General features: G+C 54.1%; 13 protein-coding genes. All 13 read left to right on the top strand.

The genetic code is table 11. From position 1 onward, the window contains the following. Positions 1-4: 4 nt before the first annotated feature. The 13 genes from AC0L2X_RS29835 (at position 5) to AC0L2X_RS29775 (ending at position 13,519) form a co-directional block, all read left to right on the top strand. Complete coding sequence (locus AC0L2X_RS29835; protein ID WP_473600914.1) at positions 5-748, top strand: glycosyltransferase family 2 protein; 744 nt, start codon at positions 5-7, stop codon at positions 746-748. 44 nt (positions 749-792) lie between these two features. Beyond that, the gene (locus AC0L2X_RS29830) at positions 793-1,875 is read left to right on the top strand and encodes a hypothetical protein (RefSeq protein ID WP_473600913.1); all 1,083 of its coding nucleotides are present in this window, start codon (positions 793-795) and stop codon (positions 1,873-1,875) included. Positions 1,876-1,908: 33 nt separating this feature from the next. Next, positions 1,909-2,703, top strand: coding sequence for an FkbM family methyltransferase (locus tag AC0L2X_RS29825; RefSeq protein ID WP_473600912.1), 795 nt, complete (start codon positions 1,909-1,911; stop codon positions 2,701-2,703). A gap of 206 nt (positions 2,704-2,909) precedes the next feature. Beyond that, positions 2,910-3,518, top strand: coding sequence for an FkbM family methyltransferase (locus AC0L2X_RS29820; RefSeq protein ID WP_473600911.1), 609 nt, complete (start codon positions 2,910-2,912; stop codon positions 3,516-3,518). A 113-nt stretch (positions 3,519-3,631) separates the two neighbouring features. Further along, positions 3,632-4,999, top strand: coding sequence for a lipopolysaccharide biosynthesis protein (locus AC0L2X_RS29815; protein WP_473600910.1), 1,368 nt, complete (start codon positions 3,632-3,634; stop codon positions 4,997-4,999). Further along, positions 4,918-6,360, top strand: coding sequence for an O-antigen ligase family protein (locus AC0L2X_RS29810; RefSeq protein WP_473600909.1), 1,443 nt, complete (start codon positions 4,918-4,920; stop codon positions 6,358-6,360). Before AC0L2X_RS29815 ends, AC0L2X_RS29810 begins: the two co-directional genes overlap by 82 nt. After that, on the top strand, positions 6,357-7,487 hold the full coding sequence (locus tag AC0L2X_RS29805) for a glycosyltransferase (protein WP_473600908.1): 1,131 nt from the start codon (positions 6,357-6,359) through the stop codon (positions 7,485-7,487). Before AC0L2X_RS29810 ends, AC0L2X_RS29805 begins: the two co-directional genes overlap by 4 nt. 8 nt (positions 7,488-7,495) lie before the next feature. After that, positions 7,496-8,665 carry a glycosyltransferase gene (locus AC0L2X_RS29800; RefSeq protein ID WP_473600928.1) on the top strand — a complete coding sequence of 390 codons (1,170 nt, stop codon included), beginning with the start codon at positions 7,496-7,498 and terminating at the stop codon, positions 8,663-8,665. Positions 8,666-8,712: 47 nt separating this feature from the next. Next, on the top strand, positions 8,713-9,357 hold the full coding sequence (locus AC0L2X_RS29795) for an FkbM family methyltransferase (protein ID WP_473600907.1): 645 nt from the start codon (positions 8,713-8,715) through the stop codon (positions 9,355-9,357). A gap of 244 nt (positions 9,358-9,601) precedes the next feature. Continuing rightward, on the top strand, positions 9,602-10,045 hold the full coding sequence (locus AC0L2X_RS29790) for a putative colanic acid biosynthesis acetyltransferase (RefSeq protein WP_473600906.1): 444 nt from the start codon (positions 9,602-9,604) through the stop codon (positions 10,043-10,045). A gap of 188 nt (positions 10,046-10,233) precedes the next feature. Next, positions 10,234-11,073, top strand: coding sequence for a nodulation protein NodZ (locus AC0L2X_RS29785; protein ID WP_473600927.1), 840 nt, complete (start codon positions 10,234-10,236; stop codon positions 11,071-11,073). Between the two features lie 18 nt (positions 11,074-11,091). Continuing rightward, entirely contained in the window at positions 11,092-12,000 is a 909-nt protein-coding gene (locus tag AC0L2X_RS29780) for a glycosyltransferase family 2 protein (protein ID WP_473600905.1), read from the top strand. A 226-nt stretch (positions 12,001-12,226) separates the two neighbouring features. Next, positions 12,227-13,519, top strand: a complete 1,293-nt coding sequence (locus AC0L2X_RS29775; RefSeq protein ID WP_473600904.1) for a hypothetical protein — start codon at positions 12,227-12,229, stop codon at positions 13,517-13,519. Positions 13,520-13,661: the final 142 nt, after the last annotated feature.

The raw sequence follows: 13,661 nt of genomic DNA, 5'->3' as shown, positions 1-13,661 counted from the left end.
TGAAATGAAGGTCTCCGTTCTGACGGTCTGCCGAAACTCGGCCGCAACAATCAAGTATACGATCGACAGTTTTTTTGCCCAAGAGCACGAGGACAAGGAACTGGTCATAATCGATGGCGCGTCGACCGACGAAACTCTGTCGATCGTCCGTTCCTATCCACAGGATCGGATGGTCATCCTGAGCGAGCCCGACAGAGGCATGTATGACGGCCTTAACAAGGCGCTCAGCCTTTACAGCGGAGATGCGTTCGGCGTGCTGAACTCCGATGACACCTATCATGATGCCTCAGTGTTGGGCCTGATCTCTAACGCACTTTCAACTGCGGATATAGCTTACGGCAATCTGGATTTCGTCGAAAACCATGCCAGTAAGCATGTGGTGCGCAAGTGGACGGCAAGCCCGCGACCGGCGACTGGGTTTCGTTCCGGCTGGATGCCGGCCCACCCCACCTTCTATGCACGGCGTGCGGTGGCCGACCAGGTCGGTCCCTTTGATCTACATTTCCGGATAGCCTCTGACTATGACTGGATGTTGCGAGCCGTCGAGCTCTACGGCTACAAGACATCTCGAATCGATCATACCATGATAGACATGATGTATGGAGGCACCAGTACGGTTGGAATTACTGCCTATTTCCGGCACAATCTCGAGGCTCTGAAATCGAGAAGACAAAGACTTGGTACCCCGCTCTGCGATTTTGCTCTCCTCGCGAAGCCGTTGCGCAAGCTTGGACAGTTCTTCTCGTGAGAACAATCGTAGATACAGAACGGGATGATTGTTCCGAGTCATCTTTGAAAAACGGGATCGAACCGATTGCTGTTGAGGATACCGTCCCAGCCGTGCTGGGCTCAAAGCGTTCGACGGGCGAGCGCCTCGTCTATGCGGTTTCTACCGCGGGCCATCGACTATCCTATCTCGACACGCTCGGCCCCATGTTGGGGCTGCAGCCCGTCTGCGGACGAATGACAGTCCACTTGTGTCGCCGCCTGGTGGCAGCGCAAAATGTGCTCTTTGCTACGCTGGACGATGACATGTTCTCCTTTGCAATGATCGCGACACTGCGCGGCTTACTTGGGCGTCCAACAGCAGCGTTGTTCCTGCGCGCACAAAAGTGCTTCGAGGCGGACTGGTGGTACTATGGCATGAAGCGCCGCGCCTTTCGCTGTCTCCGCCGCATCCCCCGCTTGACGATAGCAACAATAACGCCGTTTGACGCCGCGCCCCATTACACTGAGGTGGCGCATTCCGGTGTGTGCGATCCCCAATACTGGGATTTGCTGGAAGGTCAGATCGTGCGCCAGCCGCACCGCACTGCACTCTCAGAGGAGGTTCTGGCCCGCGCCGCTGGGCGGCAAATCCTCTTCGCACTAAGCTCATTCAGCGCGGTCAGAGGTACGACCTTCCTTGCAGAAACGTTGAAACGGTTCCCACAGATTGCACAAAGCGTGCTTGTTGTCGCGGCCGGCCGCGTTCCTGCCGGATCGGCTTCGCTCTCAACAGAGCTGCTGTCCTCGGGCGCCATGATTGTCGATCGCTTTGTCACTGACGGCGAAGTTGAGAGCCTCTATGGCGTTGCCGATAGCGTCTGGGCCTGCTATGGCCCCGCTTACGATCAGGCTTCCGGGATATTTGGCCGTGCCATTCAGCTTGGAGTGCCGCCTGTTGTACGAGCGGGCTCGGTGATTGCCACCTTTGCAGTCGCGCGCGAGGTCAGCCATTTCCCAGTACGCTACGGGGACTGCGAAGGATTGGCCGAACTGCTGTTACGGCTGCCGCGGCGGTCTGAATCGGGGCGGACTTGGCAAGCAGAGCACGCTATTCGTGTGGGTAACTGGCGGCGACATTTTAAGGAGACAATTGAAAGTGGACTATAATGCTACAACCGCGAAATTCGATGCGACAAAATAATGAAAACACATTTCAAGCAGTTTGTCGAAAAGTTAGCTGCCCACAGGGTCTGGATCGAAAGATCAGCTTACCGGAGTGAGGTGGAAGAGCTTATCCGTTCGCTTCGAGCGCGAGCCACCGTGGCGCCACTCATACGTATCGGATCTCCTCGAGATGGCGGCTATCTGGTCCCCGATGATTTAGACGGGGTGACGGCGTGCGTCTCGCCCGGCGTTTCGTTTGAGGTTGGATTCGATAAGGCGATGGCCGATCTGGCCATTGATGTATATATGGCCGATGCGTCGGTGGAAGGGCCGCCACAGCCAAACGCTAGGTTCCATTTTACGAAGAAGTTCCTCGATGTTTACGAGGATGAGCGGCATATGCGATTTGATACGATGTGCGCCTCGATCCCGACCCAGCCCCAGAGCGACCTCATTCTCCAGATGGACATTGAAGGCGCGGAATGGCGCGTGCTGCTCGATGCAAGCCATGAGACGCTTAAGAGGTTCCGTATTATAGTTATTGAATTCCACGATCTGAACCGGATGTTTGGGCGATTCTCCTTTGGTTTGATTAAGGCAACGTTCGTCAAGCTGCTCCAAACCCATTCCGTCGTTCACCTCCATCCTAACAATGTGTCCAGCCCGACCTATTTCGACGGACTTGCCATACCTTCCATCATGGAGATGACTTTCTATCGGAATGACAGGCCGTTTTCTGATTCGAAGATCGGACCTTACCCTCACCCGCTTGACGCAGATAACGTTTCAACCCGTCCAAGTGTAGTCTTGCCCAAGTGTTGGCAGGCGTGACACAGACATGCCGATCGGCGCTCCGCCCGACGGACTACTCGAATTCATCAACGAGGTCCAACTTGCCTGAGTTACTGAACCATCTGTCCCCTCGTCTAAAGACTAGTTTCCAAAAGCTTGGTCGACGATTTGGCCTGGACATAAACATTTATGGTCCGCGGCATAGCACGGATCTTCGACTTGTTCACTTTCTGAGAATGCATAATGTGGACCTTATTATCGATGTTGGCGCGAACAGGGGGCAATTCGCCAAAGGCATTTTGGCTGTAGGTTTTTCCGGGAGGCTTGTTTCCTTCGAGCCTTTGCCGGTTGCGCACGCCCTTCTAGCTGCGGAGGCGAAAACATTCGGGGATCGGTGGGAGGTCGCGCCACCGATGGCACTGAGCGATGAAGCCGGTTTCGCCGAATTTCAGATCACCCATTCAGACACCAGCAGTTCGCTATTGCAACCCACGGATACGTTTGTCTCTGTATTGCCACAGGTAGCAGTTGCACAGAAATTAGAAATCCGAACTGAGTGTCTCGATGTGGCGGCGGTCCCTTACGTCTCGCGAGCGAAAATCCCCTTTCTCAAGCTGGATGTGCAGGGTGCCGAAAGGAAAGTTCTGGTGGGAGGCACCAATATATTGGGGAAATGCCGCGGAGCGATCGTGGAGATTTGCACTGAGCAATTGTATGATGAACAATCAACCATCCAAGATGTGCTGGAAATTTTGCTCAATGCAGGATTCGAAATATGGGATATCTCTTCTGCATACAGAAATCCGAAAACCCACAGGCTTGGTGCAATCGATATTACCCTTTTTAGGCCATGATAGCCGAGGACGGCGATGCTATCCGTGCACCCCTTGTAAAGGGGAGTGATCACGTACTTCAGCGGTGGCTTAGGGCCGCCGTCTTAGGTGTGCGTGGGACCGGCAATCGACTTGTGTCTGGGCAGCTGTCGCGCAATGGCCTGTTCGCTGCGGGTCAAAGCCTCATTGTAACGCTCTGCGTCTTCCTGGCATACCGCATTGCGATCTCCCACGTCGGCCTCGAACGGCTTGGAGTTTGGTCGTTGCTTCTCGCGGGTGCCGCGGTGGCACGGATTGGCGATATAAGCGGTGGCGGCGCCCTTGCCCGATTTGTCGCAACGAGTTCGCACACGACCAAGCCGCAGGAAGCCCGCAATACAGTGCATACCGTAATACTGACTACTCTCGGCCTAAATGTGTTCCTTGGTGCGATATTGTGGATCGGTGCACCGCATGCGCTGCCATACTTTATCCAGCATGAGTATCAGGACGAGGCACGAGTGTTGATGCCTTTCGTCGTCATGTCATTGATAATGAGCGCGCTCGCCTCGGCCGTTTTGTCGGGCATCGACGGTGTACAACGGGCCGATCAGCGAGCCCTGGTCGTCGCCATCGCAGCGGTCATATTTCTATGCGCGAATCTGATTCTGATACCCTACTTCGGCGTGTTAGGCTTCGGCATGGCCAACATTCTGCAGCAGTCGACGATGCTTGTACTCGGCTGGCTAACGCTGCGCTCCCACATCCGCGACTTAGGATGGTTTCCCCGCCGCTGGAAGGGAGGGGTGTTCGCCGAGACCACGGGTTACGCTATAAAGCTCAGCGCGGTTGGTGTCATGGGGCTCCTGTTCGAACCGCTGACAAAGGTGGCCTTCAATCATGCCGGTGGGCCCGGACTCGTTGCCTTATACGAATTGGCATCGCGACTGGTCCTGCAGGTTCGGGGACTAGTGATCTCGGCCGCGACACCGCTTGTTCCTGCATTTGCTGCTAAATCCGACACAGCGGATCCAACCTTCCAGAGCATGCTGGAGAAAGCGACGCTCGTCGCAGCCTGTGCGGCAATCGGCGTGGCCGTGGTCACCCTGGCCGCGGCGCCCGTGATGAGCTTTCTGGTGCTGGGGCGACTTTCTTCAGAGTTGCTTCAGATGAATGCGGCTCTGACCGCTGGATGGACGCTCAATATTCTCGTAGTGCCGAGCTATTTAGCGGCGCAGGCGCGTGGCCTCCTGCGGTGGAATTTCGCTAGCCATGCCCTTATTGCTATCTCGGTACTGGCGGGAATATTCCTTCTTGTTCCTTTAGTTGGGCAAAACGGGATCGTCGTTTCGATCATCATAGGCCTGACAATGAGCATGCTCGCGGTTCTCTTCGGCAATGCACATGCTCTCGGAACTACTGGGATTGTTAGGCGGCTGCGGTGGCAGCTTTTGGCAGCAAGCACAGCCGTCAGCTTGCTATCGTTGGCAGCATGGATGCTCGCTGGACTACTGAGGATCTGATGCCTGGCCCTTCGACAGAGCGAGCGCCGGGGACAAGAACAGTATTTCACCGGCCTGGAGGCATGGCGGCACGTAAGCGCCCGCAAGGCATGATCGCCTCCGTATTCCGTCTTTGGACAAGTCCGGCAGCCGCTTTCCTGTTTCTGTTTCCAACCATTGGCTACTACACATTTGCTGCGTTTGCGAACGTTGTCTCACCCGAGGGAAGCTCAGGAGGCGTCGCAATCCGAGCAGCGTCTCTCGTAGTTCTCGTCGTCGCATTCGTGACGGTTCCGCGAAGGCTGAGACGGTCATTTAATATTACACTTCTGCCCGCAACGATTTTTATCGTCCTATATGGATCCAGGTTAATAGAGAACATGTTTTTTCTTCGCTTGGAAATTTCACCGGGCAATTTCTTAGTGTTGTCGATTTTCTTTCTATCGAGTGTTATTCCTGCTTATATGCTCGCGTCATCAGAACGTACATTATCCGATGTCGACATGGTCTCCCTGCTTTCGGTATTGGCAGTTTTGTTCATTATCGGAATGGCTTTGAACCGTGCGGCGTTGGTTGAAACGGGTGATCGGAGGATGATGCTTGACAAAGTCAATCCGATAGCTCTCGCATACGTTGCGAGCAGTTTTATATTGTTTTACATGGTTGCTTTTCGATATTCAAAAAAGATACTGATTCAAGCTATAGTTTTTACGCCAGTGCTGTTGGTAATTGTTTCGCTCGCAAAATCGCGGGGAATGCTTATCTCAACAGGGCTGACGGTCCTGCTCTATGTTTTGGTTCTTAGGGGAACACGTAGAGTGTGGGCATTGGTTGGCCTTGGAGCTATCGCGATCGTGATCGCTGCCTTTGCGAATCCAAAATATATAGAAGATGTCGTGGAAGCACTTAACCGAATCAATGCTGATACGGACATGTCTACCGCTGGTCGAGTGTTGGCATTTAGAGGAGCTTGGGAGCAGTTTCTTGCGGATCCCTTATTCGGCCGATATGCCATCGAACTCGTAACGGCGTACTATCCTCACAATATTTATCTTGAGTCGTTGATGGCAGTTGGCCTTCTTGGAACTGTGCCCTTCACATTGCATTGCTTGATGTCAGTGCGTGCCGCTATTGGCCTCCTCCGCGAACAAAGAGCCGGTTTTGCGGGAGTATTTATTGCTTTGTTGTTCATTAGGGATGCAGTGGGCGCTGCGGGAAGCAGTTCGATTTGGGGCGCTTCGGGCTTTTGGATAACTTCATTTCTAGTGCTCAGCATGTGGTATGGTCGCCGAGAGGATCAACAGCGCGTTGAGCATCGTTGGCGACGGTCACCGCAATTGGATGCCACTGCCCGAAGCTACCGCCAGAGAGAAACTACTTGAAGACGATTATTGTGCAACCGACGATTCCGGCGTATCGCGTTGGCTTCTTCAGCCGTCTCGCTACAAGGTTTGGTCCCGAGTTTGCCGTCTATGGCTCGACTGGGGATATGGGAGTATTGAGCCAAAATCCGTCCTGTCGCACATGGGAAAGGCAGCTCGGAAAATCACGGCAGCTTCTTCCCGGACTGCTATGGCAACAGGGTGTACTGTCAATTCCCATTTCGCGGGGTGATGTCGTCGTGGTCTCGGGCGCGCCTCGCTATCTGTCTAATATTGCATTGCTGTTGAAGGCCAGATCGAGGGGGGCGAAAACGATCTGGTGGGGACACTTTTGGTCTTCAACCAGCCGCGCTTGGCGCGCATCGATACGAATGATGTTGATGAAATTGGCGGACGGAATCCTCTTCTACACTGACAAAGAGGTCGAGGGATACTTAGGCACAAAGCGATCTGGTCGCAAGCTTGTCTCTGCCATCAACAATGGCCTTGAGACAGAAGAAATTGTTCGACATCGAAGGCCGTACTCAGCTTCCTCGCGTCAACGCGACCTTCTGTTCATCGGCCGTATAACCCCTAAAGCTGACCTTGGCCTACTGCTAGAAGCGCTTGCACTTTCGGTATGCGCGAACGTCCAACTCGACGTGATCGGTTCCGGCGATGGTGAAGATCAACTACGCCAGCGCTGTATCACACTGGGCATCGCGAACCGTGTAGTTTGGCATGGTGGCATGACAGATGAAAAACGCATTGCTGACGTTGCGAATTCCTGCAAGGCTTTCGTCTACCCCGGTGGCGTTGGCCTCAGTCTAGTCCATGGCCTCGCCTTTGGTTTACCTGCCATTGTCCACGACAATTGGCGGGAGCATATGCCGGAGATTGCAGCACTAAAGAGTGGTCAAAATGGCACCACCTTTCGCCAGGGGAACGTCAACTCCCTTGCAACAACTGTCGCCTCATTGCTCGCAGACGCTGCACGGCTTGACGTAATGTCGATTTCGTCCATCCACACGACGACACTGTCGTTCAACGCGGCCGATATGTCAGAACGATTCTATGCAATGGTGGAAGCTGTCCGCAACGACAGGAGGCTTTTCGCCGGAACGCGAGTCGGTGGGGCCACACCGTGAAGGTGGCCATGGTGGCTGCTAGCCTTTCTCGGAACGGCGCTGGCGTCTCGGCAGCAGTAGAGGCCCTATCGTTCAACGTTAGAAGGGCCGGCATGGACGTGCATGTTTTTGGTCTTGACGACTCCGCCTGGCTCGCAGGGGACAATGATAATTGGAAGGGAGCGCCATTTTCCACTTATCGCGTTTTCGGCCCTAGACCGTTTGGCTTTGCGCCGGATATGGCCCGCGGCCTTATAGATTGGGCTCCCGACATTGTTCATTCTCATGGCATTTGGATGCACCCTTCGCGCAGTGTGGTGCAATGGGCCCGCTTTACGGGAAGGCCTTACCTGATTTCGCCTCACGGAATGCTTGATCCTTGGGCGGTTAAGAATTCTACTTTAAAGAAGCGGGTTGCAAGTGTTCTTTACGAACGCGCGCATCTTAGTGGCGCCGCCGCATTCCATGCTCTATGTGAGCCCGAGTCGGAAGCGATCCGCAGTTTCGGTCTGAACAATCCGATCCACACGATTCCGAACGGCATAGAGATGCCGAATGATAGACCAACTTTGCCTGCACCCTGGAACGGTCAATTTCCCCCAGGCGCAAAGGTCATGCTGTTTCTGGGGCGCTTACATCCCAAAAAAAATCTGCCTGCGCTACTGAAAGCATGGAAGTTTGGAGCCCGAAAAGCACGGAACCCGTGGAGGCTGGCGGTTGCAGGTTGGGATCAGCAAGGCCACGAGCAAGAGCTTCGAACCCTACGCTCCGGCCTCGGACTCGAAGAGGAGGTTGTGTTTCTTGGGCCGCTATTCGCTGAAGCGAAGAAGGCTGCTTTTCGAAATGCCAGCGCGTTTGTCCTTCCTTCTCTTAGTGAAGGGCTGCCGGTTGCGATACTTGAGGCGTTTTCCTTCGGCGTGCCAGTTTTGATGACTGACGCATGCAATTTGACGGAGGCGTTTGCAGCTGGCGCGGCTCAACGATTAAATTTGACGCCAGAGGCCATGTCCGAAGACCTGGCATGTTTTTTCACGTTGGATGACAGTGCTTTGCTATCGATGAGCGAAAAAGCTAAGTACCTGGCTGCTGACAAATATCAATGGATGCATGTCGCGAAGAAGTTTATTGATGTGTACACTACCATTGGTTCGACTAGAGTAAAGAAGGTTCCAACGCTCTCGATCGGAGTGCAATGCTAATGTTCAGAGCAATAAAGCGTATTGCGCGCGGGATACTATGGCCACCGATGCATCAGGCAGAGTTTCGAGGCGACACAATATTTCTGGGCAATGAATACGGCGGATGGCCGTTACTGACGGACTTCACAGGAAGAAGCAGCATTGTATACTCATTTGGCATTGGCGAGGACATTAGTTTTGATCGTGCCGTGATCGAGAGATTTGGATGTCGAGTGTTTGGCTTCGACCCGACACCAAGAAGTAAGGCGTGGGTTGAAACGCAAAATCTGCCAAATCAGTTTGTTTTCCACCCAATAGGTATTTCGGCGAAAGACGGCGAGGCCGAATTCTTCCCTCCTAACGCGGAAGGGCACGTTTCTTTTTCAGCGACCCCGCAACGCAAGGCAAGATCCGGTTCCTCCGTAAAGGCTCCAGTTTTGCGCCTGGAATCTGTTATGTCGCAAATTGGTCTTCCTCGACCCACCATACTCAAGATGGACATCGAGGGCTTTGAATATGATGTCATCACGGACATCTTGGCTGGGCCGGTGCGACCCTGCCAACTCCTCGTAGAATTTCACCATGGAATGTATGAGGGATTTGGGGCTGACAGAACTGTTGGCGCGGTAAATGCTCTCCGTGCCGCCGGCTACCGCCTATTCTACACTTCTCGTACCGGTCGGGAGTATGGCTTCGTTCTGCAGGTCGAATAGAGCACACAGTGCCGGAAGCAGACGCAAACGTTTCGGCCGCTCTGATTGGTGAGGTCCGATCTCGGCCTAGCCGGATCTTAACTGGGGTATGGTAGTGGACGCAGAGAAACACGTTGATGTTACAGCTAACCGCCGAACCCGGAACTGGTCTCGCAAGGCTCTCGCCGGCCGTATGCTGTGGGCGCTTATGCACCCTCTCTTTGCTTGGAGTCCTAGGCCATTGTGGGGGTGGAGACGCCTCCTATTGCGTCTATCCGGCGCGCGGATCGGGCGCGAAGTGCATATCTATCCAAGCGCGCGCGTTATGATTCCTTGGAATCTGACCGTCGGCGATCAGTCAGCGATCGGAGCTCGTGCAATCCTCTATTGCCTCGGCCCGGTTACCATCGCCGAGCGCGTCAGCATCTCACAAGGTGCGCATCTATGCGCCGGGACTCACGATTATCGCGACCCGGCCATGCCGCTGCTGAAACAGCCGATTGTGGTCGAGCATGATGCGTGGATCTGCGCGGACGCCTTCGTCGGTCCCGGTGTGCGCGTCGGGTCGTTCGCGATCGTGGGGGCACGGTGCGTCGCAATGAAGGATGTTGCCTCCAACGCCGTTGTCATTGGCAACCCAGCTAGGCAGATTGGTGCCCGCCTTGCGGAAGTCAAAACCCCGACTGAAGCGTTTCGCCCACAAAGCTGAATGAATTGGCATTCAGAAAAGCGGCCAAAAACGTGGGCTGATGGGTATCAGGGCTGCCTTGAGCACCATCCCACTCATCAATTCTTTGGTAAGGCGAAAGGCAGTTGTGCCTCTTGCATTTGCTGAATCCTTAAACAGGAGTTCTAGTGGCAATCTTTCGTGACTTACAAAACGCGACTTATCGAAATATGAGAGTATTTCCGTATCGTTTGCGTGTAATGTCTGGAGGTTGTGGCTTCTTCGGGGATCTTTTTATGGCTATAAACGGCCTTCGGTTTGCTGAGACGAACAGGATATCTGCACACGTTGATTGGAATTCAAGGTCGCTTTACTATGATAAATCGGTCGGATCAAATGTTTGGAAATACTATTTCCAAGACAGCGACTTCGACTTTTCTCTTGGCAGAAGAAAGCCTGTCTTTACGTCGCCATATCGGCCCGGAGCAGAGGTCTTTATCCCTTACGACGGACTGTCCGTTAAGGCATCTGTGCACTATGCATTGAGTCGCTTCTGTAAGCCTCGGGCGGAAATCGCGGATGAGGTCGATAGGTTTGTCGCTGCTCAGTTTTCACCGGGGCAGACTGTCGGGGTGCATATTCGACTCACCGACGCGGCAAGTGGTTTTGAGGGTAGGACAGCGGTAGAAGTCACCCATTTCCGCAGTGCCGTCGAGGCTTGGCTTCAAGCCCAATCTGGCGATGCGCGTATCTTCCTTGCCACTGACGAGGAGCAGATCGTCGAGCGCTTCTGTGAATGGTTCGGCGCCCGAGTCGTATATCAAACTTGCATTAGGTCACAGAATGGGAATTCGCTTCATGGTCACTACGATAGCGGCGTTGAAGGCAGTCCATATCGAAAGGGCCTGGAGGCAATGATTGATGCACTTCTGCTTGCGAGATGCAATCATCTCATCCGCTCACATTCTCGTCTGACTTGCTACAGCTTATGCGTCAGTCCGGGCCTTAGCTTCACAGATCTTAGCACGCTTATCGCTGGGATTGATCGCACACCCTGGATTCGGGGTTAGAGCACGAGGCCGTTTCCCATGGAGATCCACGCCATCATTCTCACCTATAACGAGGAACTACATATCGCGCGCTGCATTGCGAGCTTAAATGGGCAATGCGCAAGCGTCACCGTCGTCGACAGCGGCTCCAATGACGCCACCGTCGCCATAGCCAAAGGGCTCGGATCACACGTGTTGACAAATGGCTGGGTCAATCATGCCACACAAATGAATTTCGCCATAGGTGCGCTCGCGTCAAAGGGAGGTTGGCTGTTGCGTATCGACGCCGACGAGGTACTTGATGCCGACAGCACGCAGACACTAACCGATACAATCCTCACGTTACCTCCCCATGTGGACGGTGTCCTAGTGCGGCGCCGCATCTACTTCATGGGCAGCCGAATCCGCCACGGTGGGATCGAGCCGAGTTGGCAATTGCGCCTGTGGCGCAACGGTAAGGGTCGGTCCGAGCAGCGTTGGATGGACGAGCACATCAAGGTCGCGGGCAGCGTCGCCAAGTCTGGAGTCGTATTCAGTGATATCAACTTGAATTCGCTAAGTTGGTGGACCGCTAAACACAATTCGTATGCCTCGCGCGAAGCTGTCGACATCCTTAGTCGCAAATACAGCTTGATGTCGTTGGATGGCATTTCGGGCGGTGGGGCGAGCCCGCAGGCGCGAGTCCGTCGGTTCCTCAAAGAGCAGTTTTATGGCCGCGTGCCAAAGGGATCTCGCGCTCTGCTCTATTTTCTTTACCGCTATCTTCTTCGTTTCGGGTTCTTGGACGGAAAGGCTGGTTGGTATTTCCATGTGCTGCAGGCGTTCTGGTACCGCACGCTCGTCGACGCCAAGGTGACGGAAATCGAAGCGCACGCGGAGGTTGAAAGCGTACATATTGGCGACGCAATCCGGGTCTGTACCGGCATAGAACTAACCAGCCAGGGCTAAGCAGGGAGCTGTCCGGCTGAAATATGACCCGATGCGGTGAGCAAATGTTTGCCACTGCTCGGTTCGATCGCGAATCGGCGGTCGGCCAATGTGAAGAAGCCGGTAAACGTCTCCGGCAACAGGCAACTTGGCGCCTACGGTGAACCAGCGAGTCCACCCGCGCGGCAGCCAATGTGAACAGCGCAAGATCGGAGTTGGCCTTGGGCGAGGTCCGCATGGAGGAACTGTGAGAAAATCGGAGGTCAAACGTCGCTGCATCGTGTTGCTCTGTGCGGCTTTTGTCTTAGGCCTTACACTTTTTGCCTTCTACGATAGAAGCAGTCTTGCTCAGGCGCCGAAAGACTTCGGTTGGGGCAAAATTCCTGCGTTCTCTATGGCGGGCGGTCTCAAAGCGTACTGGAATGTCAGTGACCTTTCGAAGGGCGAAGCGGCACAGAATGCCTACGTTCGGGGCTTCGAGCCGGTAACTCTCTTGAACACTTACTCAGATTACCCTGGCGGACAACGCGAAAGTATCTCTCGCACATTAGGAGACCACAATGTCAATCCTTGGGAGAGGCCGAGTTTCTTCGAACGTATCATCCGACGCAACATCGAACAGACTGCCGTAAATGGGATCTATGTCCACGACATAGAGTTGCCTTTTGAGGAAGATCCGAAGTTTGCTTGGGAAAACCAGGCAATTAAGCGAGCTGTGGGCACAGAGTCGAGGAATGCTTTCGATGAAACCTATTTCAAACAGTGGGCGGAATGGTTCTGGCTGCCACTGAAATGGACGAAGGAACGCTATCCTAATGCCCAGGTCGGTCTATATGGTGTTCAGCCTTTCCACCGAGACTACTGGGGAATTGCTGGCAAGAATGCCGCTCAAATTGACGGCAGTCACAAATCGGATTGGCGACTCTGGAAATATATCGATACCCACGTCGACTTCTACTTAGCCAGCACCTATTTTTTTTATGACAGACCTGACTCCGTCTTATATCTGGCGGCCAATGTCGAGGAGAATTATCTGCGCACACGGTCTTTGGGCGACAAGCCGGTCTACGCCTACGAGTGGCTGCGGTTCCACAATTCAAACTTCTGGTTGAAGGGAAAGGAGCTGCCCTCTTATCTGGTCGAGGCCATGGCAATCGTGCCCTACTTCTGTGGAGCCAAGGGAGTTGTTTTGTGGGGGTGGGAGCCTCAGGTGAAATCCGGAACGCAACAGCCTTATGGACAGCTCTCCCTATTCGTCCGATCGTTAAAGAGAGTCGCCACGCTTTCGGACAAAATAGCCCGCGGCCGCCTGCTGAGTGACCAACCTGCACACGAAGTATGGAAGGCACAGGGATCTTTGATCCGCAGAATAATGGTTGATGAAGACGAGTGCATTGTAATGGCAATTAACCCATGGCAGGACGATAACCAGGTAACGACCCACTCCGTTCAATGTGGTCAACTCAACGCCCGAATAATTATCGAAGGACGGCACACGACGCTGGCAGTCCTGAGCCGGGAGGGGCTTCAGGCCTATTGACTTCCGTGCGCAGCAAACCGCATTCGGCACAACTCACAACGTAAGACCGTATGCCCGCCTCTGTCGTGAGCGTGACGAGCACCCCATCTTGCCTTGGGGCTATGCGCCGGGGAGATTTGCCGCCTGATTTTGCGAGGAGCGC

This window comes from Mesorhizobium sp. WSM4828 (assembly GCF_055811175.1).
The sequence above is the reverse complement of the archived record's forward strand: the minus strand, read 5'-3'. Positions and strand labels throughout refer to the sequence as shown.